Origin of the sequence: Moraxella osloensis (genome assembly GCF_001553955.1) — a bacterium.
GTDB lineage: Bacteria > Pseudomonadota > Gammaproteobacteria > Pseudomonadales > Moraxellaceae > Faucicola > Faucicola osloensis.
Genome location: NZ_CP014234.1, coordinates 2,330,405 through 2,355,882 on the forward strand (window position 1 = coordinate 2,330,405; position 25,478 = coordinate 2,355,882).

Genomic DNA, 25,478 nt, shown 5'->3' on the forward strand with positions numbered 1-25,478 from the left:
AAAAATTCAATTAAAAATTTTAGCTAAAAAGATATTTTAGACAGACGGTAAAGTTTTGGTTTGACAAATAATCCGAAAGCAAGTTTGCCCCTCGCTTGGCACATATTCTAGATTGGCATAATTAGCCTGACAAAAGGCCTGCGACAAATAAAGTCCCAGACCCGTGCCCTGATTATCAGTGGTAAAAAACGGATTAAATAAATACTCAATATTTTCTTTGGCAACGCCGTGACCTGTGTCTATTACATCGATATGAATAGATTTGCCAAATTCATACACGTCAAGGGTGACAAAAGCATGAGGCTGGGTTTTGCTACTAAAACGCAGCCCGTTATTGATGAGGTTGACCAAAATCTGTGCTAGCTGATGGTTATCAAACATAAAGCCTTTATCCGTACGGCAGTGCAGAAAAATATCATGGCCGCTAAAGTTTTGTTGTATAAAATCGTTTAGCCAAGTTTTGGGTTCAATATAAACAAAATTAGGGCGCTGCTGACGAGATAATTTCAGCACATCTTCGATGATTTTATTGACCCGAATGGTTTGGTGATAAATCATCTCATATAGCAGGATATTGTCACCCGATAAGCCGCTGTCAGCCTCATTAATTTCCTCCATTAATAATTGACTGGCTTGGCTAATGGTTGCCAGTGGGTTACGAATCTCATGGGCAATACTGGCGGATAACTGCCCTAGTGACGCAAGTTTTAGCTGCTGTGCACGGCTAAACTCATGGCGTAAATCTTCAATAAAAATAATGGCATATTGCTGTCTTAATTGGGTAATTCGAAGTCGCAAGTCATTAAAACTTTGATTATTAGGCTCAATGCCAACGGCTAAAGGTGTACGAGTGGTTGGTGCATCGAGCCGCACTATTAAAGTTGCTTCAGGCTCTTGGATGATGGGTGCAAGTCTTGCGGCTAATATGGGGGAAATATCTGGCAATTTAAAATTATCAAGTGTCTTTGGCAGATGTAGTTGCTCGATTGCGGTATCATTGGCGATAAAAATTTCTAAATCGTGGGATACTACCACCACGCCTTGGTCAATGATTTGCACGATTTTATTGTTGATGGCATTTAGCGCGTTGACTTCATTGACTTGGCGCTCAGAGAGCTGCTCAATTTGTTTAAGCCGTTTGGATAACGTATAACTTAAATAAGCCACCCCGATAAAGCTAATTGCCATCGAAGCCACGTTGTTGACTAGCGCGTAGTTAACATCGCTTTTTAGGGTTTGATAAAACTGCTGATAAATAACCAGCGTGATGGCAAAAATAGTCAGCAAAATAGCTTGGTTGGAGCGCACCAACATAAAAGATGCGGCAACTTGCACCAAAAACAGCAAAATTACTTGTAAATCATTACCACCGCTAAAATACAACAAGGTAGTGAGTACCAGCGCATCGACAGTTAGCCCGACCATCAACAGCGGATTTTTGGGATAAAAGTAATACAAAATAAATAAAGCAATACTAAAGAAAAAATAAAAAAAAGTGGGGAAAAGATTAATTAATATCCAATAGTCATGCTGGGCATTTTTTAGTGCCAACATAAAACTAAAGGAAAAAAAGATAGCAATAATAACGCGGTAACCATTGTAGACGTTACCGATTTTTTTGGTTTTATCGTGGGTGTTTGGCTTGTCAAATAGCGATGAAAACGCAGGATTGGTAATCATGGTTTAGGGTTGAATTAAACCGTGGCGCATAGCCAAATGGGTAAGTTTGACATCACTGTCGATATTAAGCTTTTCAAAAATACGATAGCGGTAGGTATTGACTGTTTTGACACTTACAAACAACTGATCGGCGATTTGCTGTGGACTTTTGCAATTGACCACCATCATCGCCACCTGCATTTCTCGCTCACTTAGCGCATCAAATGGCGACTCTGAATTGTCAGTGAATAAAATATCAGCAAGCTGCTCGGCAACATCGGCGCTAAAATAACGCCCGCCTTGGTGGACTTTTTTGATGCCTTTAATCATCTCATCAAGCGGTGTTCCTTTGGTGATATAGCCACTCACCCCTGCTTTGATGAGCATGGATGGGTAGGGCTGCTGAACCAAAGAGCTGACCGCCAAAATCTTGGTATTTTTATCGGTTTGCAGCAAGCGCTTGGTGACTTCTAAGCCGCCAATGGTAGGCATATTGACATCAAGTAACACCACATCAGGTTTTAATTGTTTGGTTTTGATAATCGCGGTTTCACCATCAGCAGCCTCACCAATCACATCAATCTCAGGGCTATCTGACAGCATCCGTACGATGCCCATTCGGACTAAATCATGATCGTCAACCACCAATACTCTAATCATTATTTTTTATCTCCACCGCGCTTATCTTTGCTTATCTTTGCTTATCTTTATGCCAACAAAGTTTTGTATCAACAAAACTTTATATAAAAAAGAGTCAGCTAAAAAAACTCATTTTTCAATAATAACTGTCTATCCCCAAGTTTTTATATTAGCACAGTTAGCGATTTAAGACGTGAGTTACTATCTTAAATGTGACGAGATTTTTTATTTATGTTATGGGTAAATTTAGGTAGGCAAATTTGCGCATATGACGAAAATTCGCTTAACTTGTCCAATAGCTTTATAATAGCCAGCATTCAAACCTTTATTACTGCTAAAAAAATGCGAATCCCATTATGAGAATTAGAAAGCTGTTTAAATTTGAAAATGCCCATATCGTGCGCAATTGTAGCTCCGATCGCTGCAAGTACTCGATTCATGGGCATAGTTACCAAATCGAGCTGATTTTAGAAGCGCACCGCCTCGATCACGGGCAAATGGTGTACGATTTTGGGCTGTTAAAATCATCGATCAAAGATATCATTGATAGTTTTGACCATGCTATTTGTTTTTGGGATAAAGATGACCCTGACTATATTGACGCCTGCAAAAAATTTAGCGCGCGCTGGATTAGTTTGCCTGTTTCGCCCTCGGCAGAGCAGTTTAGCCGCGTGGTATTTTTTTGGGCAAGAGAAATCTTAAAACAAACCCAAATGCAAAACGGTGAAACCGATGTCAAAGTGTATTCCGTCATCGCCCACGAAACAGCCACAGGTTATGCCCAATGCTTTGAAGACGATGTCGATAATGCCCAAATGGGCGCGTTGACGCTGGGGGATTTTGAATTTAGCGAGCAAGTAAAAGCCGAATGGCATGACCCCTTGATGTATGACAAATTAAAAAAAGGCGAAAAATTTGTCAATCCGACAGTGGTTTTACAAGTTGACTAAGCTGTTGTTATCTGACGGGGTTGTTGTAACGATTTTTGATTCAGGACAAACATGGGGCAGGCTGGGAAAATCGACATGAATAAAACCATTATTTTAAAATCCGAAACCGACACCCAAGCCTTAGCCAAAGAGCTTGCCGAAATGAATGTGACCGGTAGCGTTTGGCTGTCGGGTGATTTGGGTGCGGGCAAGACCACGCTTACCCGCTATTGGCTACAGGCAATGGGTCATACAGGCGCAGTAAAAAGTCCGACTTTTACCCTGGTTGAACCTTATCGTATTATGCAGGACGATGGTACAATTAAGCCAGTTTACCATGCCGATTTATACCGCCTCAATGATCCTGAAGAATTGGAATTTATCGGTTTTTATGAATATCAAGATGAGCCAAATAGTTTGGTCATTATTGAATGGGCGAGTCGTGCAGCAGGCTATTTGACGCCGCCCAATGCAACCCTTGATATCAAACGCCTGGATGACGAACAACGAAAAGTGACGATAAGTTTTGCCTGACAACCGTATTCATAAATTATCCCCACTGCTTATCAACCAAATCGCCGCTGGCGAGGTAGTGACGCGTCCTGCTTCTGTGGTCAAAGAACTGATTGAAAATGCGATCGATGCCAACGCTACTCATATTCGAATCGATATCGAACAAGGCGGGCTTGGGTTGATTCAAATTAGTGACAACGGCATGGGAATTCATCCTGATGACATGACGCTTGCCGTCACTCGCCATGCCACCAGTAAACTTGCTAATGTCAGCGAGTTGGTTGGTATTCATAGTTTAGGCTTTCGCGGCGAGGCACTAGCGAGCATTGCAGCGATATCGCATCTGACATTAACCAGTAGTCACAATGACAGCGGGATAGGGCAGCAGCTGAGCGTGAGCGGTAGTGAGGTAAGCCAAGCTACTATTCGTCCTGTCGTAAAACATCGCGGCACGTGTGTCAGCGTTCGCGATTTGTATTTCAATGTGCCAGGCAGACGCTCGCACCTAAAAAGTATCGCCACAGAATTTGCCCATATAGAACAAGTCGTGCAACGATTAGCGATTAGTTTTGCCGATGTGCAGATTGAATTATATCATCAAGACAAATTGCGTTTTAGCTTAACGCAGTCAGCCAAAGCCCCTCACCAAAATTTAGAGGGTGCTGCATTGCCTTTTTTGCCCGCTTTTAGTTTGGCACGACTTGAACAAGCGTTAAATTTGCCATTGGCTGACATTGCACAGCCATTTTATTTATCGCTGCAAGGTTTACAGGCACAGACAGAAAATTTAAATGCCCAAGTCACGGGGTGGTTTTTTATCGCCCATAAGAATAATCTGCCAAAACTTATTTATATCAATCATCGTTTGGTCAGTGATTTGGCGATTAGCCAAGCCATACAAAAAGTGGGTCACAAGCTGGGTATTGGCATGGATAATTCACTACAAATGGGCTATGCGTTGTCTTTTGAGCTGCCTGCCGAGTGGATAAATGTCAATATTCACCCAAGTAAACAACAAGTCAAAATCCAACCATTGACTAATATATTAGCTTGGTTGTCTCAGCATATGTTAGAGCAATTGCAGTCCAAAATGGCTGCGTTAAAAACCCTGCAACAGCAAACTTGCTTGACAAATACTGATGACAGTAACGTCGATAAATTTCAAAATTTACCTGAGAGTGAAGCTGCATCCATTCAGTATATAAATTCTAATGACAAACCCACCAATCACATAACTCACGTTACCGAAAATCAGTCGAATTATCAGGTGGCAAGAAAGGGTGCGGTTGATAGGTTAACGGATAGCGACTCTATACAGCTAGTAACCTTATTTGAAAACAAGCATGAATTTGAAAACAAGCATGAATTTGAAAACAAGCATGAATTTGAAAACAAGCATGAATTTGAAAACAAGCATGAATTTGAAAGACAGCATCAAACTTTTGCTTTAATTTTTTGGCAAGGATATTTTTATCTGATTGATTTACAAGACCATCATATAGACAGTTATGATAAAGCGTATGTTCAATCTTATTTGAATCAAGCTGATTTTACCCACATTGCCGATAATGCCATTCGAGTCAGTGAAACTGACATGCTACAATGGCTGCTGTCGCATTTACCTAATCCCCAGTCATCTCCAGAATAAGCTATGATAACAGCCGATAAACAAGACGTGATTTGCCTTATAGCACCTACTGCCAGCGGCAAGACAGCATTGGCGTATGAACTCTACGAAACAGGCAAATATCGTCTTATTTCGGTAGATTCTGCCTTGATTTATCGGGATATGAATATCGGTACTGCCAAACCGACACGTGAAGAATTGGCAAACTATCCGCATGCGCTTGTTGACATCATCAGTCCTGAGCAAAGCTACAGCGTTGCGCAGTTTGTCAACGATGTGGACTATCATATCAATCTTGCTCATCAGCAAAATAAAACACCTGTACTGGTGGGTGGAACGATGATGTACTATATGGCATTGATTCAAGGTATCAATGATATCCCAGCAACCTTGCCAGCGACTCGCCAACAAGTCACCCAACTGATTGCTGAGCAGGGGATTGAACAGCTGCATGCTTATTTAACCCAGGTAGATCCCATCCTTGCTAAGCAACTCAAAATCACAGACACCCAAAGAATTGGCAGAGCGGTCGAAATCTATCTACAAACAGGTAAGCCATTAAGTGCTTGGCAGAATCAGCCCGCTAGGGCGTTAGCCGACAATCCACATCAGCGTTGGCAAATTTTAGCCGTGATGCCAGATCGTGATTGGTTACACAAGCGCATCGCACTTCGGTTAGATATCATGTGGCAACAAGGCTTTTTGCAGGAAGTAATTGACCTGCGACAACAGTATCACCTCACGACTGATCTGCCATCCATGCGCTGCGTTGGCTACCGGCAAGCTTGGGATTTTTTAGAAAAAATACAAAATACAACATTGTTTACATATGATAATAATGAAGAAAATTTTCATGATGATGTGGCGCGTTTTTTACTAAACACGCACAGCTCCCCAATTCAAGATTATAGACAAACTATGCAAAATGAGGCATTATATGCTACAAGACAGTTAGCAAAACGCCAATATACATGGATGCGTAAGCTGGTTAGCACACAACAATTGGTTGAGCGTTTTGATATCAGACCCTTGGCAACTATTGATCAAGCAAGAAATTTGCTAATAAAAACAAGTTAACAGCAGTGACATGCTTGGGTGATACTATTTGAGTGCTTATCTAATATGGTGATTCGACAATCCATATTAAGCTAATAAGGTATAATTAAAAATTCGTTTAAAAATATAATAATTTAACCAACTTTCTGTTTATTTCTGGGAGAAACCTATGTCAAAAGGTCAAACACTACAAGACCCTTTCTTAAACTCTTTACGTAAAGACCGTATTCCAGTGTCTATTTTTTTAGTCAATGGCATCAAACTTCAAGGTCAAATCGAATCTTTCGATCAATATGTGGTATTACTCAAAAACACCGTCAGTCAAATGGTCTACAAACACGCCATTTCAACGGTAGTACCTGCCCGTAATCCCCGTTCAGCCACGCCAATGCCAGGGGCAAGTGGATACGGCCAATCTAGCCAACTGGGCTTTGGTCAAACAGGCGGTTTTGAACCACAGGGCTATGGCGCAAATCGCACAGGGTTTGCTAATCGTGGGGGCTTTGGTGACCGCGGCTTTGATGGTGGTTATGACAATGACCCACGTGGCTATTCGCACGAGCGTACAGGGTTTGCCCAAGCACCGTATGATCGCAGTGGTTTTGCTGACCGTGGTTTTGATAGCGGCTATGACAATATGAATTTCGAGCCTACCAAAGACGATGCTAATTTTGACGATGATGCAAACGGTAATGGCGAAGACAAGTTTTAATTTTAAATTCCAAACATGATATTACGTGGCGAACCCTCTCAGTGTTCGCCATTTTTTATAGCTTTTATAACTTGTCTTTTATAGTTTATTTGGAACTGATTTAGCAATGCCTAGATTGTTAATATAAACTCGATGAAATGTTGTCAAAATATGTATTTTCCGACTTATCCCGTGAATATTGGCTGAAATTACGCTATGATACAGTTTGAAAAATTTTAAATTTTAGCTTTTAAGGTTGCTGATGGCTGAGCGATTAAGCGCACAAAAAGTGATTTTGAAAAATTAGTGAGGAATTATCTTGGATGCATCGGTTGATTATTTAAAGCATGCCAAAGACGCTATCAAAACAGAACAACATGCTTTAGATTTGCTGATTGAACAGCTAGATGAACGATTTGTGACCGCTTGCCATTTGATTGAAAACTGTCAGGGGCGTGTGGTGGTGACAGGCATGGGTAAGTCAGGGCTTATTGGTCGCAAAATTGCAGCGACTTTTGCCTCAACGGGAACGCCGTCTTTTTTTATGCACCCTGGTGAAGCAGGTCATGGCGACCTAGGTATGTTGGTCAAAGGCGATGTGTTAATTGGCATCTCGAATTCAGGGGAGTCAGATGAAATCCGCACGTTACTGCCCGTGGTAAAAAAACTGGGCATTCCGCTCATTAGTATCAGCCGCGACAAACGCGGTATTTTGCCAAGATCTGCCGATGTGGCGTTGACTTTAGGGGCGTCTGAAGAAGCTTGTCCCCTTGGTTTGGCACCGACATCAAGTACCACCGCTACTTTGGCGTTAGGAGATGCGTTAGCGGTGGCGTTGGTGCATAGTAAGCATTTTACCTCAGAAGATTTTGCTTTATCACACCCTGCAGGGGCATTGGGTCGCAAATTATTAACTCAAGTAAAAGACTTAATGCATGTAAATAACCTGCCAACCATTGATGAGCATTCGACGCTTAACGAAGCCTTGTTTAGCATGACGGGTGGTAGACTGGGGATGACGGTGATTACCAATGCGAACAATCAAGTCGTGGGCGTATTTACCGATGGTGACTTGCGCCGTAGCTTAGCGCGCCAATTGGGGCTTGATACGCCGATTAGTCAGGTGATGTCAACCAATCCAAAGTCCGTCAATCCTGATATGCGTGCGTCTGATGCGCTCACCTTAATGAATGAACAAAAGATAAATCAGCTATTAATCATTAATGATGATAAGACTTTAGCGGGTATTTTGACCTTGCATGAGCTACTACATGCGGGTGTGAATTAATAGGCTTAAAATAACTACTTTTAAAGTAACTAGGCTTACAATAATAAGGATAAGGTCATGCAAAGTCTGCTCACTAAAGCAAAAAACGTTAAACTATTGGTCATGGATGTGGATGGTGTATTGTCCGATGGAAAAATTATCTATGATGCCAACAGTGTTGAAACCAAAGGCTTTAATGTTCAAGATGGCTTTGGTATTCAGCGTATTCACCAAGCAGGTATTCAAACTGCCATTATAACGGGTCGCACTAGCGCCATTGTCACGCATCGCGCCAAAGAATTAAAAATTACCCATCTAGTGCAAGGGCGGGAAGACAAATTGACGGCGCTCAATGAATTGTTAGCTAAGATTGGTATCTCGCTAGCAGAATGTGCTTATATCGGTGATGATTGGCCAGATATCAAAGCCTTGCAATCCGTCGGATTTGCTGTAGCCGTGGCAAATGCTAATGGCGAAGTCATCAAACGGGTCGACATGGTTACCACGCGCTCAGGCGGAGAAGGGGCAGTTCGTGAGTTATGTGATTTGATTTTAAAAGCAACGGGTCATTACGATGATATTTTGGCCAGTTATGTGGTTTAGGTCATATAACTTGGTTTAAGGGATTTATGCTAAGGGATTTGTTCTAAGTGATTTTTTTTGAAAGTGGTTTAGTTTAAGTGATTTAGTTTAAGCAATTTGTTTTAAGTGATTTGCGTATGCGGCTTAGTGTGGTAACGTGCTTTTTTATCAAATTTTTTGGCAATGTTAGGTGGCAATCGTGTCAACAAAAACGCTATTTATTTTAGGCTTATTATTTATTATCGTATCGGCCTATTTTTATGCGCAAAACGATGCTCGCTTGACCCAAGTGTCACTTAAACCGACCGATATTGATTACCAAGCAGAGCAAATTAAAGCGCTACAAACGACCGAAACAGGTAGTATCGGCTATCAGTTAACAGCGGCGCAGGTAACCCATTACCAAAATGCCAAAACCGCCGTGATGTCCAAACCGCAGATTGTTATCCGTCCAAAAAACGAGCGTGAAGTAACTTTAGTGGCTGACCAAGCGCAATTGGATGAAAATAAGCAGATTGCCAAACTGATAGGTAACGTGACCTTAACCAGCGTTCCGTTGCTCACCCAAAATACCAGTATGTCGAATTTGCCGGTTAAAATGATAGGTAACAACTTTGTCGGTGATTTGGTCAATAATACAGTAATGACTAATGAACCGCTTACCTTTATCCATGGGAATAATCGGTTTGATGCCAAACAATTTAGTGGTGACTTGGCAACGGGTGATTACGGTTTTGGACAAGTGAGTGTGATGATTCAACCTGCACAGTAGCTAACCCTATCTCTATGGAGTAGAGTGGCTACTGTTAAGACAGCAACTCAGTTGCGATGTTGACGGGACTTAAGTGAGTATCAAAAATCTTTAACTTCGGTGCTAATTTAATCTATATTGTTGATTTTAAAATTTTTATATAAAAGGTTTAACATGATTGTGGTGAAGACTCGACAATTAATAATGGCTGGCGGTGTGTTAGTTGCTGGCATGCTTGCGGCATCGAACGTGGCAAACGCCCTGCCATCAGACGCCAATGAGCCGATTCGGTTGTTGGCAGATAAAGCGACGTACAGTGAGCGCTCTGGGGTGACAAGCTATACAGGCAACGTTACCATTACCCAAGGCACGCTCAAAATGGCTGCGGATAATTTAACCGTCAATTTGACGCCAACCCGTGCTATTGAAAGTGCAGTCGCAACCGGGCGTCCTGCCACTATCCAACAAATTGTGACACAAGAGAAGGGTTTGGCGAAAGGTCAGGCAAATCGAATTGATTACAACGTCAAAACAGGGCTCGTCACCCTCACGGGTAATGCGCGCTTGACCCAAAATGGCGGTAGTTTTTCTGGCAATGTTATCCATTACAGTCTGAAAGTGGGTGATATTGAGGCAAAAGCAGGGAATAACCAACGTGTTGAGCTGGTATTTCCGCCACAAGCGAGCAACCGTGTTGGCGTTCGCAATCGCTAGTATTGTTTAACTTGCTTTCGCTTTGTTCATTGCCATTGTTTAGTTCTAGGATTTATTATGTCGCAACCGCAATCCAACCAGTCTCTGATCATGCAGCACCTTGCCAAACGCTATGGCAAGCGTTGGGTGGTTAAAGACGTGTCTTTTTCGGTAGAACAAGGGCAAGTGGTTGGGTTACTCGGTCCAAATGGGGCGGGTAAGACTACCAGCTTTTATATGGTCGTCGGCCTGGTCAATATGGACAAAGGGCAAATACAGCTCGGCAATCGGGATTTGTCGGCATTGTCCATGCACGAGCGCGCCGCATCAGGCATTGGCTACTTACCACAAGAAGCGTCAATTTTTCGCAAATTAACCGTTGAAGAAAATATTTTATCGATTTTGCAGACTCGCACAGATTTGGATAAAGCGGGGCAGCAGCAGCAACTTGAGCAGCTGATTGGGGAATTTAATTTGGGTCATGTGCGCCACTCATTAGGAATGAGCGTGTCTGGTGGTGAGCGCAGACGCTGTGAGATTGCCCGCAGCCTTGCCTCAAATCCCAAGTTTATTTTGCTTGACGAGCCTTTTGCGGGAGTCGACCCGATTTCGGTAGGCGATATCAAAGAGGTGATTATTAAGCTCAAACAGCGCGGCATCGGCGTGCTCATCACCGATCACAACGTGCGTGAGACTTTGGCTATCTGTGAACATGCTTATATTGTCAGTGAAGGACAAATTATTGCGGCAGGCACGCCAGCGCATATTTTAGACAATGAGTTGGTACGTAAGGTCTACTTGGGTGAAAACTTCACGGTCTAGCAAGCAGGGTTTAGTAAGATTGTTCAAGGCAAAACCTATGACCACCAAAGCACGCATCTGGCAAGCGATTTTATTTGAGACAATCGCCATACTGCTATCATTAGGCTGGGTAAAATTACTCAGCTTTTTTGGCTTTACGAGTAGTGAATCTCAGCATAACTCAAGTATATTGGCGCTGCTGATTGGCATTTCGCTCATCGCCATGATTTGGACATTTATTTATAACTTACTGTTTGATAAATTTTTTACCGGTGAAAAACTGGCTCGACCGCTATGGCTACGGGTACTGCATATAGTGGGGTTTGAAGGCGGCTTGTTGGGCTTTACCTTACCACTGGTTATGTGGGTGATGAATATTGGATTGTGGCAAGCGTTTATGCTCGATATTTCGTTGACCTTACTTATTTTGGTATATGGGTTTATTTTTTACTGGATTTATGACCTAGTCGCCCATAAATATAGTCGCAAATAACAGCAATCTTGCGTGTCAAAACTGGTGCGTCAAACGTAGCTTGCTATCCCTAATTTTATCGTATTAATTTTATCGTATTAATTTCATCGCATAGTTTATCCCTCTCACCACCAACAATACCCTTTAAGTTTTTTATTTTTAAATTTTCTTTATTTTTAAGGTTTCTTTATTTTTAAGGTTTCTTTATTTTTAAATTTTTCTTTGTAAATTGGAATCTATGGCAAAATCAAAATTATCCTATGTGTGCCAGCAATGTGGCGCAAACTTCGGTAAATGGTCGGGACAGTGTGCCGAATGTGGCGCCTGGAATAGCCTTGTCGAAGCGCCGACAGTCAGCATGCCACATCATAAACCCGTCACCAAAAAAGCCAGCAACTACGCGGGCGAACAATCGAGCGTCATGCCACTTAATGCCGTGCCCATGTCACTCGATACTAGGCTACCAACGGGTGTTGGTGAGTTTGATAGGGTGTTGGGCGGTGGCTTAGTGGCAGGTTCTGTGGTGCTGATTGGGGGTGATCCGGGTATTGGCAAATCTACTATCTTGCTACAGACGGCGATTCATATGGCAGAAAACCAAAGCCTCGCCGGCAGTGCGCTGTACATTACCGGTGAAGAATCGTTGTCACAGGTGGCGATGCGGGCTAGTCGTTTGGGGCTACCCAATAACAACTTAAAAGTATTGGCAGAAACCAATGTTGAAATGATCTGCCAAGCCTTGACCCAAGAGCAACCAGCCGTCGCCATCATTGACTCAATTCAGACTTTGTTTACCGAAGTCATCCAATCCGCGCCAGGTGGTGTCAGTCAAATTCGTGAATCAGCGGCGATTCTGACGCGCTATGCTAAGCAAACGGGTACCGCGTTATTTTTGGTCGGACATGTGACCAAAGAAGGGGCGCTGGCAGGCCCTCGCGTGCTAGAACATATGGTGGATGCGGTACTGTATTTTGAAGGGCAGTCGGACAGCCGTTTTCGAATGATTCGTGCGGTGAAAAATCGTTTTGGTGCCGTCAACGAGCTGGGGATTTTTGCCATGACGGATACAGGACTCAAAGAAGTGGCAAATCCATCGGCGATATTTTTAAGTCGCTATGATAAACCGATTGCAGGCTCAGTGGTCATGGTTAGCCGTGAAGGTACCAGACCGCTACTGGTTGAAGTACAAGCGCTGGTCGATGAATCGCAAGGACAACCTAGGCGCATGGCATTAGGTTTAGATTATCAGCGCTTAGCCATGTTGCTGGCAGTCATGCACCGTCATGGCGGTATCCAAACCAATGGGCAAGATGTGTATGTCAATGTGGTAGGCGGGGTCAAGGTACTTGAAACCGGCTCAGATTTGGCGGTGTTATTAGCCTGTGCCTCTAGTATTAAAGAAAAGCCTTTGCCTTATACTCTAGCAGTATTTGGTGAAGTGGGCTTATCGGGTGAAATCAGACCTGTGCCCAATGGTCAAGAACGTCTAAAAGAAGCGGTGAAACATGGCTTTACTCATGCAATTGTACCCAAAGCCAATGCCCCCAAAACGCAATTAGAGCAATATCAAGGTCTCAAAATCATTGCAGTTGAGCGATTAGATGATGCGATTGATAGCGCCTTTAATTATCTATAAATAAAAGACATAAAAAAAGCTGAAAAGTAACATTTCAGCTTTTTTATGATTGACTTGTTTATTCTGCATCTGCGGCAAAGTTAAAGTATTTGGATTGACTGCCAATGATTTTTTCAACCGCTTCAATCACTTCATCCACCACATCATCATACACCCCATAGTGAAGTTCATTGCGAAACGAGGTAAACGGGCTTTTACGTAGACCTGAACGCACTTCGGTGATACCGCTTTTATGGTAAATAAAATCGACTTTACCATTGGTGTTTAGTACACAGCTTAGCCGTCCATCTTTTACCATCATATCTACGCGCTCTGGCATAAAGATGTATTCATTGACATTTAACGTTTTGTCTTCGACAGCTTTAGTAACAAGTGATTTTAAATCAAACATAGTGACCTCAAAGTGTAATGTTTTTTATAATTAACATTTAGAGAAAATAGCAGTATTGTCACTGCTTACTTATCAACTGTTATTATGAAGAATTAATCTATCACTGTGTGTAAAAAAATGGATAACTTATGTTATCCATCTTCATCTTGTTAACCATTAGCACGCATTTAACCCATCGTATTTAATTGCGCAAAGCTAATTAGCTCAAAATTAAGCTGTCATCTTCTACCACTTCGCCGCGGGTGCGTTCAAACATATTGAGTAAATCATGAACAGTCATGCCTTTGCGTTCATCACCTGATACGTCTAGTACCACTTGCCCTTGGTGTAGCATGACGGTGCGCGTGCCGTGATTGAGCGCTTGCTGCATGGAGTGAGTGACCATCATGGTGGTGAGATTGTTTTCTTGGACAATTTTATCGGTCAGTTCCAAGACGAAAGCGGCGGTTTTTGGGTCAAGGGCAGCCGTGTGTTCATCGAGTAATAAAATTTTTGACGGCTGCAGGGACGCCATTAATAGGCTAACCGCTTGTCGTTGCCCGCCTGATAATAAACCCATACGGTCAGTGAGTCGATTCTCTAACCCTAATTTTAAAATCGCCAGTTTTTCACGGAAAATTTCACGGTTTTTGTGATTCAATGCGCCTTTTAAAAAACGCGATTCGCCACGCTTGTAAGCAAGTGCCATGTTTTCTTCAATGGTTAAGGCTTCACAAGTACCTGCCATTGGGTCTTGAAAAACGCGTGCTACCCAGTGTGCCCGCTGGTGGGCGGATTTTTTGGTCACGTCAATATTGTTTAAGGTAATTTTGCCGCTATCGACCCGAATCGTGCCAGCGACGGCATTTAAAAACGTCGACTTACCTGCGCCGTTGGTACCAATGACCGTGACAAATTCACCCGCCTCAATACGCAGGCTGATACCACGTAAGGCAGGGTTTTCAATGGGCGTACCAGGATTGAAGGTCAATCGTAGGTTGTCTGCGTTCATCATAAGGCATTGTCCTTTTGCTTTATAAGTTGTTAAGTGCCAAAGTTAAAATCAACTCTTTGATACCAAGTTAAGCGGCATGCTTATGGCGATTGCTTAAAATTTTTGATTTGATTTTTGGTAGGATTAAAGCAATCACCACCAGCAGTGCAGTGACTAAGTTAACATCTTGAGGACCAAAACCAATCGCACGTAAGGTATCATTTGACAACGCAATTTGGATAAAGAATTTATAAAGAATCGCCCCGACAATAGCAGATAGGGTAATCCACCGCATTTTTTTGGCAGGGAGGATGGTTTCACCAATGATAACAGCGGCAAGACCAATCACAATGGTACCAACACCAATGGAAATATCGGCACCGCCTTGGGTTTGCACAAAAATTGCACCGGCAAGCGCAATCAGCCCGTTAGAAATCGCCATTCCAAGCAAGATACTTCGAGAGGTAGCAATCCCTTGTGCTTGTGACATTCTAAGGTTAGAGCCCGTTGCTCGCATCGCCAAGCCCATCTCAGTGCTAAAGAACCAATCCAAGAAAAACTTGGCAGCAATCACCACACCACCAATCACCACACAGCGCATCCAATAGCCGTTACTATCCGTCACCAGTTCGTCAAATATCGTTGGCTCACCGAGCAATGCCAAGTTTGGCGCTTGCATAATACGCAAATTGACCGCATACAGCGCGACCATCACTAAAATACTTGAGAGTAGCTGTAAAATACCAAGTTTGACATGTAGCCAAGCCGTTACCAAACCTGCAACACCGCCAGCAAGCATACCAAAGATACAAGCAAGCCAAGGGTTGACATCCGCGATGATTGCCACGCCTGCGACAGCACCGCCTAAGGGAAAACTACCATCCGCGGTCAAATCTGGAAAATCTAACACCCGAAATGAAATATATACGCCCAAAGCCACTAACGCATAGATTAGACCACTTTCTAGGGCACCAAATAAAGCAAGTAACGACATAACTGTTCACACAAAAAAGTAAAGACCGCTTGTTAGTTTAACAAGCAGTCAGGTGTTAAGGTAAACCAAGTGGCATTAAGCGTAATGCGACTAAAGTACAAATACGCGCTTTGAAACTTTAGTTGCCACTGGGCAATTAAATTTGCAATCACATTAAAACAGCTAACATTAACGAATGATTTATTGTTTAGCTTTTGGCGCAGGCTCTACTTGGGCTGCCTGACTAATTAAATCTTGTGGCAGCGTAATGCCAACTTCTTGCGCGTGTTTTGGGCTAAGGTATAAGTCAAGCTTATTCATCGTGATAGGCTTGATGGTACCTGGTTTTTCGCCTTTTAGGACGCGTCCAACGATTTTACCTGTTTCGATGCCCAAGTCTTTGTAGTTGATACCCATCGCCGCGACTGCACCACGGGCAACGGAGTCAGTATCAGACGCCACTAGGGGCACTTTGATTTCTTTAGCTGCTTGGTAAAGCGACTCATAGGCGGATACCACGTTGTTGTCAAGTGAGGTATAGATGAGCTGAACTTTACCTTGTAGACCACGAGCCGCTTGGGGAATATCGGTAGTGCGCTGTGCAGGTGCTGCAACGATGCTAATGCCCATCGGTTTAAATTTTGCTTCAAGCGCTTTGAGTACCACAGTTGAGTTGACTTCCCCTGGGCTGTATACATAGCCGACGGATTTGAGATTTGGTACCACTTTTTTCATCAGCTCAATCTGTGGCTCAAGTGGCAACATGTCTGATGCGCCTGTCACGTTGGTGCCAGAGGCTTCCCAAGATTTTATCAGTTTCGCTTGGACCGGGTCGGTAACTGCAGAGAAAATGACAGGAATTGAGTTGGTCGCTGCAATGACGGATTGCGCCGATGGGGTGGAAATGGCAACGATGGCATCGGGTTTATCCGCGGCAAATTGTTTGGCAATCTGACCGGCAGTCGCCGTATTGCCTTGGGCTGATTGGAAATTTACTTTTAGGTTTTGACCTTCCTTAAAGCCTTCGTTACCAAGCTCTTCAATCACACCTTGACGAACGGCATCTAATGCTGGGTGCTCAACGATTGCTGTGATAGCAACAGACTTGGTATCGCCTGACGCCGCTGTCGTTGCACTTGCTGTGCTTGCATCAGCTGTTTTATTGTTAGATTGGCTACAACCCATCAGGCTTGCCATACAAATTCCACCTAGCATCATTGCTTTGGTCAAACGAGAAACACCAAATGTAGCGTTCAACATATATCACTCCAAAAACCCATCCATAGGGTAACGATTAAAAAGGTAAATCTTAAACAAGAAAATCTTACACTTTAATAACAATATCATACAGCATTGTTAAACATTATTTACATTTTATCAGCTAATTTTGCAGTCGCATAGCGTTATATATGTATCAGGCAAGTTTGCCAACCACGTTTAAAGCTTTGGGTCACGGGTTAAAAAGGCTTTATATGATAAATTCCGATAACATAACAATCCGCCTAATTTCGCTAATGTATCATTTTTTAATAATAATTCGCTAAGTCATAAACTAAGTAATAAGCAGTGGCGCATTGTTTTTTAGTAGAAAGAAAATTACCACACCATTGTCATATTAAGTTACATTTTAATTTCATGCTATAGTTTCATACAAAATTACTTATCCAGCGAACATATTATAAAGGTATAGATAAAGGTGTATAACAATGAAAAAATCGACGTTATTAACTAGCTTATTTTTAGCGGGCTCATTCATGGCTTCACCCGCTGTTTTTGCAGATCCTGGTCATGGTAAAGGTCAAGATAAACAAGCTAGAACTTGGACACAGCATCAGAAACAGCAACAAAAACACTATAAAGATGAGCGCAAAGAAAACCAACGCTATAACCCAAACCATGATAGAGAGCACGACAGAGGCGATAATCGATACTACGATAGTCGCAGTGGTCGCTACCTAACCCACGAGCAGTATCGCCAATTGCCTCCAGGTCTGCAAAAAAATGTTGCACGTGGTAAAGCGGTACCACTAGGCTGGGCAAAAAAACTAGACAATCGTTATTACACAGTCAAGCAATATAATGACCGTAATGTCTATGTGTTAAATAACAATGCTTATCGTCAGGCAAAGGTTATCAGTCGCCCGCGTCCAGGTGAAGTGCGCTTACGTGTTGACAACCGCGTACTTGATGTCATTGAAGCGACACGTGTTATTATAAATGTGCTTTAAATTTTTAAATGTGCTTTAAGTAGCGCATCATTTCACTGCCCAGTTTGAACACCCCGTCTATTTAATTAGGCGGGTTTTTTCTTATTTAATCATAGCGATTATTTGTCAATTTTTTGCTCGGGTGTGGTATCAACGTTAATGGCACCTTTTAGTAGTTCAGGATTTAGTGTTAAGCCTTGTGCTTGGGCGTGTTTTGGGCTCACGTATAAGGTTAATTGGTTCATCACTTCGGGTTAGTATTCCCCAATAATCAAACTTGTTTTGTGAGTCGAGTATAATTTCAATGTACTAGTTTGCTATAACATAAATAAAAGTTTGCCGCTATGGCTAAGTTTTTATGGCGTAAAAGGTTTTATAAATTCTTTGATAAACAGTAGCTTGTTAACAAAACCTGTCATGAATACCGATATATGCGTATGCTTAATTACATAAAGTCCTTAGTTGAAACATAAAGTATAAATATTATTGAATATTTCATGAAATTGTCATAATAAAATGGTATGAAAATCTTTCGATATCTTTTAGAATAGGGCTTCTACTCGCAGCATTATTTATCTTTTTTAAACGATTCGTTGCAGCGTTGATTAAGTTAAACATGTCTGTGCTTAGTAAAGGTAAATGATTCACAGATGGAATCATCGTACACTAACTCAACAAGGAGGCTATATGAACTCATCAAACTTGATGGCAGGCGTATTAGTAGTTGGTGCTATTCTACCTTCGGCTGAAGCACCCCATTATTGCCAATACAATAAGGCAGCTAATCCCGTTAGAGCCAATCGAAAATCTATACCCGTTCGCATCAGCGTGAGTAAAGGCAAACGCTAATCGTGCGACATTATCGATTTTTGATATTTAGGATAGCTTAATAAAAAAACCGCTGGTGATTATCAGCGGTTTTTTTATATTTTGACAAAAATGTTTCAAATGATGGCTATTAACCCCAGTTAAGCCCATTAAGCAAGGGTTGCGCCCGCAGGGATATGGTCATCTAAAGTAACCACCGTCAATTGACCGGCTTTCTCAGCCGATAAAATCATACCTTCAGAAATACCAAACTTCATTTTTCGTGGCGCAAGGTTGGTGACGCAGACCACAGTTTTGCCCACCAATTGTTCAGGGTTATAAAATTTGGCGATACCGCTAAACACATTGCGCGTTTTCACATTGCCCTGCGCATCTGTCTCACCCACATCTAGGGTAAATTGCAGCAATTTATCTGCACCTTCCACGTTAGTGCAGGCTAGCACTTTTGCTACGGTCATGGTGACTTTGGCAAAGTCATCGATACCAATCAATGCTGTATCGCCAGTGGGTTGTTCGCTAGCGGCGGCTTTGGTGTTGCTCGCGCCAGATTGTCCAGTTGCTGGTTGATTGGCGATAGCAGGCTGCTTGTTTAAATCTTCTTTTGAGCTATCCACCATCGCAGCCACTTTATCTTTGTCAACACGCTGCATCAATGGGGTAAAGGCGTTGATGGTATGCCCGACCAATAACGCATGACGGCTATCAAAGTCTAGGCTGTCAACATTGAGAAAAATTCGTGCTTTTTCACACATCAATGGTAATACGGGTGCAAGATAAACCACCAATTGACGGAAGATATTAAGCGCGACGGTACACACCGCTTGTACTTCGGCTTGTTGACCTTCGATTTTGTTGAGTGCCCACGGTTTTTTGTCATCGATGTACTCATTGGCTTTGTCTGCGCACGCCATAATCAGACGCATAGCTTTGCTAAATTCGCGCGCTTCATAAGCGGCGGCGATGTCTTCGCCCGCATCAATGATTTGTTGCACCAAAGCAGGCTCGCTAATCGTCAGTGCCAGTTTACTGCCATGATTTTTATGGATAAACCCTGCACAGCGGCTAGCAATATTGACGACTTTACCCACCAAGTCTGAATTGACTTTTTGCATAAAGTCTTCGAGGTCAAGATTGATATCTTCGACACTGGCTGATAATTTGCTAGCGAAGTAGTAACGCAAGTATTCAGGGTCAAGGTTTTGTAAGTAGGTATCGGCTTTGATAAAGGTGCCGCGAGATTTACTCATTTTCTCGCCATTGACGGTCAAGAAGCCATGCGCGTTGATGGCAGTGGGGGTTCTAAATCCTGCGCCTTCAAGCATGGCTGGCCAAAACAGGGCATGGAAATACACAATATCTTTACCGATAAAGTGATAGATTTCGGTGTTGTTATGATTTTCTTTTGACCAATACTCATCAAAATTTAAGCCTAAATTCGCACCTTGTTGGTCACACAAGTTTTTGAAACTTGCCATATAACCGACAGGCGCATCGAGCCACACATAAAAATACTTGTCTGGTTCATTGGCTGGGGTATTTGGGATTTTAAAGCCAAAATACGGTGCATCGCGGCTAATATCCCAGTTGGCAAGCCCTGCATCAAACCATTCTTGTAATTTGTTGGCGATAGAGGTCTGCAGGCGACCTTCTTTACGCGTCCAATTTTGCAAAAATTCGCTAAAGTTTGGCAGATTAAAGAAATAATGGATGGATGATTTCAAAACAGGCGTTGCACCTGAAAGCGTTGAGTAAGGATTTTTGAGTTCGGTGGCATTGTAGGTGGTGCCGCAGACTTCGCAGTTGTCGCCGTATTGGTCTTTTGCGCCGCATTTTGGGCATTCGCCTTTGACAAAACGGTCTGCCAAAAACAAGCCTTTTTCTGGGTCATACAGCTGTTCAACTGCTTTATGCGAGATATGGCCGTTTTCATACAAGCGATTATAAATCAGCTGTGAGTAATGCTCATTTTCTGGGCTATGGGTTGAGTAGTAGTTGTCAAAATCAATTAAAAATCCCGCAAAATCTTTTTCATGGGAGGCTTTGACATCGGCAATTTGCTCTTCAGGGGTGACACCGTTGACTTCTGCTTTAAGCATAATCGCTGTGCCGTGGGCGTCATCGGCACACACATAGGTTACTTGATGACCCAGTGATTTCATGGCGCGTACCCAAATATCGGTTTGGATATACTCAACCAAATGCCCCAAATGAATCGGACCATTGGCATAGGGCAGGGCGCTGGTAACTAAAATTTTTCTCACAATACACCTGTTATTGATTTGTTTAAAAAAACGTTATTATTGCTGTATGATAGCTTAAATCGCATCATTTCCCAACCAATGGGCATCAATCAAACAAGAAAAATTACTTTTCATACAGATAGGTTCAATCTGTCTCTGTGAAAATTGGCAATAAACCCCACTTAACAGTGGTTAAAATCGTTAAAATAACAACATTGGGGTAAGCAACTATCATGTTCAACTTTATCAAACCAAAAACCGTGGCGACAGTGGATGAGTCCACGCTTAATCAGTTATTTGATGACTACCGCGTCAATAACCAGCCAATTCGCCAGTATGTCAAAGGGATTAAACAGCAAGGTAGTAGTCTGACATTGGATTTGCGCTTGCCCGATGATTGCAATCCTGAACAAATCCATCATGATTTGAGCCAAAAGCTGCATATCCATGGGGTCAGTGAAGTAAATATGAATATTACCTTGTTTGACAGCACTACTGCACCAAAACCTACGACCAAAGGCAGTGGCTCAACCCTACCCAAAACCACCAATGCCATGCCACCTGTCACTCAGGCCGCGCCACAAAGTGACAAATTAGTCACAGAAACCCCTGAACCTGCGATTGCCAAAAAAGCCACTACCCAAGCAGAATTAACACCGCATCCACGCATCGAGCATATTATTGTGGTGGCTTCGGGTAAAGGCGGCGTTGGCAAATCGACTACGACAGTGAATATCGCCTTGGCGCTGCAAAAACTGGGCAAACGCGTGGGCGTGCTCGATGCAGATATCTATGGCCCGAGTATTCCAAGTATGCTTGGCGTGGCAGGTCAGCAGCCGCAGCTTGAGCATGAGCAGTTTGTACCGATTGCGGCGCAAGGCATGCCGATGCTATCTATTGGTAGCTTGTTGAGCGATGACACTACCCCGATTGCTTGGCGCGGTGCCAAAGCCACAGGCGCACTGATGCAGCTTTACAACCAAACCAACTGGCCAAATCTTGATTATTTGGTGATTGATATGCCACCTGGGACGGGAGATATTCAGTTGACGCTTGCCCAGCGTATTCCTGTGACCGGTGCGGTGATTGTGACCACGCCGCAGCATATTGCCTTGCTAGATGCGCAAAAAGGCATTGAGATGTTCCGCAAAACCCATATCCCTGTGCTCGGCGTGGTAGAAAATATGGCGCTACATACCTGTAGCAGCTGTGGGCATACCGAAGCGATTTTTGGCGAAGGCGGCGGGGAGAAAATGGCAGCACAGTATAAAGTGCCGCTGCTGGGGCAATTACCACTGGCAAAAGGCATCCGCGAGCAAGCCGATAAAGGAGAGCCGTCCGTCATTGCTAATCAAGGCGCAGGCGATGAATTTGCCGACTATTATCTCAATATCGCTAAAAATATCGAAGCTAATATCGCAAAATTTGCCAAACCGCATGATAATAATCGGATTTTCTAAATTGAAATCTGATAGTCAATGCGAGCGTATTTGAAAAATTACAAGCCTGTTTGCATGTTAAAATTCAAACAGGTTTTAAAATAATATAAGCCCCAATTAACCATTTCTTCAATTGGATGAGTTATGCAAAAAACGCTATTTAAAATTGCTAAAATGGATTGCCCATCTGAAGAGCAAATGATATGGGTTAGCGTTGTTTGCCGTGGGGCATTCGCTGCAAACCAAACAGCTGACTGCTAAGGTCGCAGGTGTGTTGCAGTTACTGCTTGCTGTAGCGGGATTGATGGAAGTGGTGCGTCGATTTTTAGGTGCAGAGACGATACCAAATTTTGCGATGATGATAGGTATCTCGATGTTGGCGTTACTCGGTAATGCTTTATGTCTATATCTACTTCAGAAAAGTAGAAGTAAAGACGTACATATGCAAGCCAGTATGATATTCACGTCCAATGATGTGATTGTCAACTTAGGTGTCATCTTGACTGGGGTGTTAACGTGGTTTACCCAGTCGCGCTATCCCGATCTGTTGATTGGGCTCTTGGTCTTTGCCTTGGTCGCCAGTGGCGCGGTTAAAATTTTACGTTTGTCTAACAATTAATCTTGCAAGTAAAAAGGCAAGCAATCTGCCGAAAATACGTTAGACGAATAATTTAGTTAAGTCCAAATTGCCAAAGTTTGCATCGGTTTTAAGATGATAAAACTGGTTGAATGTCGCTTGATAGCCACTACCGACATTGTCAAGTGTGACAGGCACACCGAGCGGAAAATTAATGCGTCTTGCCACATGCCCAAAGGGGAAATCGGTGTAGATGGGTCGCCCTGTGGTTTGTTGGATGGTACGGATGACGGTATCAAAAGTGTAATCACCATTGTAAGCATCACTGATGCCGCTAAAATTAAATTTGCCCAACACAATTGCCTGCTGTTTTGCCACAATACCTGATAACACCAAGGTTTGTAGCATACGCTCGATACGGTAAGGCTGCTCACCGGTATCTTCCAAAAATAAAATCCCATTGTCAACAGTTGGCATATACGGCGTGCCCACCATTGCAGATAACACGCTAAGATTACCGCCCCATAAGGTGCCTTTTATCGGCTTAGCCAAAGGACGCGCAGTGTCACGATAAAGCTGAGCTTCTGGCACTTGGATACGTAGCTGGTTTTGGGTGCAAAGGTTGATAAAACTTTGGATGGTATCGGTATTCACCTCTGTTTTGCCAAAGTCACTACTGAGCATTGCCCCTGCCACATAGGGGAGATGACCTTTGGCGTACATGGCAAGCTGCAAGGCAGTAAAATCACTAAAACCCATCAGTAGTGTGCCACGCTCTTTGAGTTTTTGCGTCAGCATTCGCCACTGCTGATCACTTAGTTTGTTGAGCAAACGCATCGCGCCATAGCCGCCACGCACGCCGAGTAATATCTTAGGCAGCTCATGTACAGGTCGATTAAGTAAGGCGGTAATATCGTCCAAGCGCTCACTGTCTGAACCTGCAAAGCGCAAATAACGTCGGCTAATCACTTCTGGATTGTCGATATAAAATCCCGCTTGGGTGAGTCGGTGAATCGCCAGTAAGTTACGCTGTTCATCACTACCAAATCCCGATGGCGCTACCAAATGGAGGTGGACACCGCGACCTTTGAGGGCTTCACAATTGGCTTTGATGGTCGCAAAGTCCCATTGGGGCCATTGGGGATTGATGGGCAATGTTTCCATGGGCGTATTGCCATTGGGCATAGCGCTTGGCTCGCCAAAAGCCATGTTATTAGGGTCATTGTTTGACCCATACCGCTGTGAAGGTTGGCTAATCACTTGCCCGCCTATTGTCAAATCTGCTTTTGCACCCGTTACCGTCGCTGCCGATAGCGCTATCCCTGTCTTTAGCAGTCGGCGCCGCGTCAAGCCAGCCAAGTGGGTGGCAGTCATGGGGGTGGTAGTCATGGGGGCGTGAGTATTCGCCATTTTTTGAGACATTTTATTATCCAAACAAATTCATCGACTTACAAAAAATCATGGTTCAACTAATCGGGTATGTTTAATCCGGTAGATTCATTTTATTGTTGGTATCTGCCGAGATACCATAATAAAAAACCCCTGTCGCCACCAAACTCGATACCAACACAAACATCATATCAAGCGCAGCTTTGTGCATAACATATAAATTCAATAGCGCAAAGACCACGAGCGCGATGACAAAAAAAATCGCCGCGTATTGCCATTTTTTATCAGTTGGGATGGCGGCGTCTTTGTAGTGAAAATGACGGATACTAAAGCCACTAGTGTATGCCACCAAGCCCAGCACTAACCATGCAAAAAAATTCATCGCTTATTCTCTATTAATCGTTTGGGTTAAAATTTGGATGAGACGTATTAACTCAAGCATCAAATCAAGCAGCAAACCAAGCTCATCAAGTCAAGCAGCAACTCAGGTGATTACAGTTTGGTGGTTTGCTCGCATGCCACTTTATACACCGTATTACTACCTTTGTAGATATAACCCAGATAGGGACTGTCAAATTGCGGGTTTAGGCTTGCAAAACTATCGGTGATTTTGGCGAGCACGAACACGCGGTCGGGACGGGCAATGATTTTTTCTAAGTATTGATGTTCATCGGCTTTGATGTCAAAGTATTTTTGTATATCTGGGCTGTCAGTTGCGATGACTTGCATGGCTTCAGGTTTGTCCCAGTTTTTGCTGGGGTCGTTAAACTCGCGCATTTGCATGGCGTAACTTTCACCATTTTTACTATCACCATTTTTGATGATTTTGATTTGGGCAGGTTCTGTATGGCTGACTGTGTAACAGCCCACAAACACATCATCGCTAGCGGCAGGTTGTGATAGTGCTGGCGACTGTTTTGCGCCATCGCTGCTAGTCGTTGCAGGGGATTGGGGCTTGTTACAAGCCGCCAAATTTAGGCTTAGCGCACAGACCATAGCCATACCCACCTTGGTCAACACAGCTGACACGAGCGCACGAGATTTTTTTTGCATAGACTTCCTTTAAACCTGCAGATAGCAACCATAAGCGGTTATTATAGACGTTTTGGCATGGCTTTTTATGCTTTTTTTTCTTATACTGAGGG

26 protein-coding genes and 1 pseudogene are annotated in these 25,478 nt (G+C 43.1%); 16 read left to right on the forward strand and 11 right to left on the reverse strand.

Annotated features, from left to right (window positions below; all coding sequences use genetic code 11):
- Positions 1-36: 36 nt before the first annotated feature.
- Positions 37-1,680: a sensor histidine kinase gene (locus AXE82_RS10300; protein ID WP_062334408.1), complete on the reverse strand. Its 1,644-nt coding sequence runs from the start codon at positions 1,678-1,680 to the stop codon at positions 37-39.
- A gap of 3 nt (positions 1,681-1,683) precedes the next feature.
- Positions 1,684-2,319, reverse strand: coding sequence for a response regulator (locus AXE82_RS10305; RefSeq protein ID WP_062334411.1), 636 nt, complete (start codon positions 2,317-2,319; stop codon positions 1,684-1,686).
- 335 nt (positions 2,320-2,654) lie between these two features.
- Here AXE82_RS10305 and AXE82_RS10310 point away from each other — a divergent pair, with 335 nt between their 5' ends.
- The 12 genes from AXE82_RS10310 to radA all read left to right on the forward strand — a co-directional run bounded on the left by AXE82_RS10310 (position 2,655) and on the right by radA (position 13,316).
- A complete protein-coding gene (locus AXE82_RS10310) occupies positions 2,655-3,248 on the forward strand; it encodes a 6-pyruvoyl trahydropterin synthase family protein (RefSeq protein WP_062334414.1) in 594 nt (197 codons plus the stop codon).
- A 75-nt stretch (positions 3,249-3,323) separates the two neighbouring features.
- A complete protein-coding gene (gene tsaE, locus AXE82_RS10315; RefSeq protein WP_062334962.1) occupies positions 3,324-3,761 on the forward strand; it encodes a tRNA (adenosine(37)-N6)-threonylcarbamoyltransferase complex ATPase subunit type 1 TsaE in 438 nt (145 codons plus the stop codon).
- Positions 3,754-5,388 carry a DNA mismatch repair endonuclease MutL gene (mutL, locus tag AXE82_RS10320; RefSeq protein WP_062334417.1) on the forward strand — a complete coding sequence of 545 codons (1,635 nt, stop codon included), beginning with the start codon at positions 3,754-3,756 and terminating at the stop codon, positions 5,386-5,388. The genes tsaE and mutL overlap by 8 nt, the downstream gene beginning before the upstream one ends.
- Before the next feature lie 3 nt (positions 5,389-5,391).
- Entirely contained in the window at positions 5,392-6,444 is a 1,053-nt protein-coding gene (miaA, locus tag AXE82_RS10325; RefSeq protein ID WP_062334421.1) for a tRNA (adenosine(37)-N6)-dimethylallyltransferase MiaA, read from the forward strand.
- Positions 6,445-6,592: 148 nt separating this feature from the next.
- Entirely contained in the window at positions 6,593-7,135 is a 543-nt protein-coding gene (gene hfq / locus AXE82_RS10330; protein ID WP_062334424.1) for an RNA chaperone Hfq, read from the forward strand.
- Positions 7,136-7,433: 298 nt separating this feature from the next.
- A complete protein-coding gene (locus AXE82_RS10335) occupies positions 7,434-8,402 on the forward strand; it encodes a KpsF/GutQ family sugar-phosphate isomerase (RefSeq protein WP_082741467.1) in 969 nt (322 codons plus the stop codon).
- Between the two features lie 57 nt (positions 8,403-8,459).
- Entirely contained in the window at positions 8,460-8,984 is a 525-nt protein-coding gene (locus AXE82_RS10340) for a KdsC family phosphatase (RefSeq protein WP_062334430.1), read from the forward strand.
- Between the two features lie 178 nt (positions 8,985-9,162).
- The gene (gene lptC / locus AXE82_RS10345) at positions 9,163-9,735 is read left to right on the forward strand and encodes an LPS export ABC transporter periplasmic protein LptC (protein ID WP_062334964.1); all 573 of its coding nucleotides are present in this window, start codon (positions 9,163-9,165) and stop codon (positions 9,733-9,735) included.
- Positions 9,736-9,918: 183 nt separating this feature from the next.
- Positions 9,919-10,428, forward strand: coding sequence for a lipopolysaccharide transport periplasmic protein LptA (gene lptA, locus AXE82_RS10350; RefSeq protein WP_115304596.1), 510 nt, complete (start codon positions 9,919-9,921; stop codon positions 10,426-10,428).
- Between the two features lie 57 nt (positions 10,429-10,485).
- On the forward strand, positions 10,486-11,229 hold the full coding sequence (gene lptB / locus AXE82_RS10355; protein WP_062334435.1) for an LPS export ABC transporter ATP-binding protein: 744 nt from the start codon (positions 10,486-10,488) through the stop codon (positions 11,227-11,229).
- Positions 11,230-11,266: 37 nt separating this feature from the next.
- On the forward strand, positions 11,267-11,701 hold the full coding sequence (locus AXE82_RS10360; protein WP_062334438.1) for a PACE efflux transporter: 435 nt from the start codon (positions 11,267-11,269) through the stop codon (positions 11,699-11,701).
- Between the two features lie 217 nt (positions 11,702-11,918).
- Positions 11,919-13,316, forward strand: coding sequence for a DNA repair protein RadA (gene radA, locus AXE82_RS10365; protein WP_062334441.1), 1,398 nt, complete (start codon positions 11,919-11,921; stop codon positions 13,314-13,316).
- 58 nt (positions 13,317-13,374) lie between these two features.
- On the opposite strand, the gene AXE82_RS10370 is transcribed toward radA, so the two are convergent.
- From AXE82_RS10370 to AXE82_RS10385, 4 genes are all read right to left on the reverse strand, one after another.
- Entirely contained in the window at positions 13,375-13,707 is a 333-nt protein-coding gene (locus AXE82_RS10370; RefSeq protein ID WP_007116343.1) for a hypothetical protein, read from the reverse strand.
- 199 nt (positions 13,708-13,906) lie between these two features.
- Positions 13,907-14,701 (reverse strand): ABC transporter ATP-binding protein, encoded by a 795-nt coding sequence (locus AXE82_RS10375; protein WP_036593505.1) that lies wholly within the window; start codon positions 14,699-14,701, stop codon positions 13,907-13,909.
- Between the two features lie 67 nt (positions 14,702-14,768).
- The gene (locus AXE82_RS10380; RefSeq protein WP_062334444.1) at positions 14,769-15,674 is read right to left on the reverse strand and encodes an ABC transporter permease; all 906 of its coding nucleotides are present in this window, start codon (positions 15,672-15,674) and stop codon (positions 14,769-14,771) included.
- Between the two features lie 180 nt (positions 15,675-15,854).
- Entirely contained in the window at positions 15,855-16,850 is a 996-nt protein-coding gene (locus AXE82_RS10385) for an ABC transporter substrate-binding protein (RefSeq protein ID WP_406946764.1), read from the reverse strand.
- Between the two features lie 509 nt (positions 16,851-17,359).
- On the opposite strand from AXE82_RS10385, the gene AXE82_RS10390 reads away from it, so the two are divergent.
- Positions 17,360-17,881, forward strand: a complete 522-nt coding sequence (locus AXE82_RS10390; RefSeq protein ID WP_062334450.1) for a hypothetical protein — start codon at positions 17,360-17,362, stop codon at positions 17,879-17,881.
- Positions 17,882-17,979: 98 nt separating this feature from the next.
- Here AXE82_RS10390 and AXE82_RS12130 read toward each other — a convergent pair.
- Positions 17,980-18,114, reverse strand: a pseudogene (locus AXE82_RS12130) (ABC transporter substrate-binding protein); the annotation flags it as partial.
- Between the two features lie 433 nt (positions 18,115-18,547).
- Here AXE82_RS12130 and AXE82_RS12200 point away from each other — a divergent pair.
- Positions 18,548-18,709: a hypothetical protein gene (locus tag AXE82_RS12200; RefSeq protein WP_156627569.1), complete on the forward strand. Its 162-nt coding sequence runs from the start codon at positions 18,548-18,550 to the stop codon at positions 18,707-18,709.
- 128 nt (positions 18,710-18,837) lie between these two features.
- Here AXE82_RS12200 and metG read toward each other — a convergent pair whose 3' ends face one another.
- Positions 18,838-20,949, reverse strand: a complete 2,112-nt coding sequence (metG, locus tag AXE82_RS10395; protein ID WP_062334452.1) for a methionine--tRNA ligase — start codon at positions 20,947-20,949, stop codon at positions 18,838-18,840.
- A gap of 212 nt (positions 20,950-21,161) precedes the next feature.
- Between metG and apbC the strand changes: the two genes are divergently transcribed.
- A complete protein-coding gene (gene apbC / locus AXE82_RS10400; protein WP_062334454.1) occupies positions 21,162-22,388 on the forward strand; it encodes an iron-sulfur cluster carrier protein ApbC in 1,227 nt (408 codons plus the stop codon).
- Positions 22,389-22,590: 202 nt separating this feature from the next.
- The gene (locus tag AXE82_RS10405; RefSeq protein WP_227713393.1) at positions 22,591-22,986 is read left to right on the forward strand and encodes a cation efflux transmembrane domain-containing protein; all 396 of its coding nucleotides are present in this window, start codon (positions 22,591-22,593) and stop codon (positions 22,984-22,986) included.
- Between the two features lie 39 nt (positions 22,987-23,025).
- Here AXE82_RS10405 and AXE82_RS10410 read toward each other — a convergent pair whose 3' ends face one another.
- From AXE82_RS10410 to AXE82_RS12330, 3 genes are all read right to left on the reverse strand, one after another.
- The gene (locus AXE82_RS10410) at positions 23,026-24,366 is read right to left on the reverse strand and encodes an LD-carboxypeptidase (protein WP_062334459.1); all 1,341 of its coding nucleotides are present in this window, start codon (positions 24,364-24,366) and stop codon (positions 23,026-23,028) included.
- Between the two features lie 61 nt (positions 24,367-24,427).
- A complete protein-coding gene (locus tag AXE82_RS10415; protein WP_062334462.1) occupies positions 24,428-24,715 on the reverse strand; it encodes a hypothetical protein in 288 nt (95 codons plus the stop codon).
- A 110-nt stretch (positions 24,716-24,825) separates the two neighbouring features.
- Positions 24,826-25,386, reverse strand: coding sequence for a hypothetical protein (locus AXE82_RS12330; protein WP_062334464.1), 561 nt, complete (start codon positions 25,384-25,386; stop codon positions 24,826-24,828).
- Between the last annotated feature and the right edge of the window lie 92 nt (positions 25,387-25,478).

Excerpts from the sequence above, each read along its gene's own strand:
- AXE82_RS10340 (WP_062334430.1), top strand. The coding sequence starts at position 8,460 with ATGCAAAGTCTGCTCACTAAAGCAAAAAACGTTAAACTATTGGTCATG.
- tsaE (WP_062334962.1), top strand. The coding sequence starts at position 3,324 with ATGAATAAAACCATTATTTTAAAATCCGAAACCGACACCCAAGCCTTA.
- radA (WP_062334441.1), top strand. The coding sequence starts at position 11,919 with ATGGCAAAATCAAAATTATCCTATGTGTGCCAGCAATGTGGCGCAAAC.
- AXE82_RS10305 (WP_062334411.1), bottom strand. The coding sequence starts at position 2,319 with ATGATTAGAGTATTGGTGGTTGACGATCATGATTTAGTCCGAATGGGC.
- AXE82_RS10370 (WP_007116343.1), bottom strand. The coding sequence starts at position 13,707 with ATGTTTGATTTAAAATCACTTGTTACTAAAGCTGTCGAAGACAAAACG.
- hfq (WP_062334424.1), top strand. The coding sequence starts at position 6,593 with ATGTCAAAAGGTCAAACACTACAAGACCCTTTCTTAAACTCTTTACGT.
- AXE82_RS10310 (WP_062334414.1), top strand. The coding sequence starts at position 2,655 with ATGAGAATTAGAAAGCTGTTTAAATTTGAAAATGCCCATATCGTGCGC.
- AXE82_RS10390 (WP_062334450.1), top strand. The coding sequence starts at position 17,360 with ATGAAAAAATCGACGTTATTAACTAGCTTATTTTTAGCGGGCTCATTC.
- AXE82_RS10385 (WP_406946764.1), bottom strand. The coding sequence starts at position 16,850 with ATGGCAAGCCTGATGGGTTGTAGCCAATCTAACAATAAAACAGCTGAT.
- AXE82_RS10410 (WP_062334459.1), bottom strand. The coding sequence starts at position 24,366 with ATGTCTCAAAAAATGGCGAATACTCACGCCCCCATGACTACCACCCCC.
- lptA (WP_115304596.1), top strand. The coding sequence starts at position 9,919 with ATGGCTGGCGGTGTGTTAGTTGCTGGCATGCTTGCGGCATCGAACGTG.
- apbC (WP_062334454.1), top strand. The coding sequence starts at position 21,162 with ATGTTCAACTTTATCAAACCAAAAACCGTGGCGACAGTGGATGAGTCC.
- AXE82_RS12330 (WP_062334464.1), bottom strand. The coding sequence starts at position 25,386 with ATGCAAAAAAAATCTCGTGCGCTCGTGTCAGCTGTGTTGACCAAGGTG.
- AXE82_RS10375 (WP_036593505.1), bottom strand. The coding sequence starts at position 14,701 with ATGATGAACGCAGACAACCTACGATTGACCTTCAATCCTGGTACGCCC.
- AXE82_RS10380 (WP_062334444.1), bottom strand. The coding sequence starts at position 15,674 with ATGTCGTTACTTGCTTTATTTGGTGCCCTAGAAAGTGGTCTAATCTAT.
- AXE82_RS10360 (WP_062334438.1), top strand. The coding sequence starts at position 11,267 with ATGACCACCAAAGCACGCATCTGGCAAGCGATTTTATTTGAGACAATC.
- lptB (WP_062334435.1), top strand. The coding sequence starts at position 10,486 with ATGTCGCAACCGCAATCCAACCAGTCTCTGATCATGCAGCACCTTGCC.
- AXE82_RS10415 (WP_062334462.1), bottom strand. The coding sequence starts at position 24,715 with ATGAATTTTTTTGCATGGTTAGTGCTGGGCTTGGTGGCATACACTAGT.
- AXE82_RS10300 (WP_062334408.1), bottom strand. The coding sequence starts at position 1,680 with ATGATTACCAATCCTGCGTTTTCATCGCTATTTGACAAGCCAAACACC.
- miaA (WP_062334421.1), top strand. The coding sequence starts at position 5,392 with ATGATAACAGCCGATAAACAAGACGTGATTTGCCTTATAGCACCTACT.
- AXE82_RS12200 (WP_156627569.1), top strand. The coding sequence starts at position 18,548 with ATGAACTCATCAAACTTGATGGCAGGCGTATTAGTAGTTGGTGCTATT.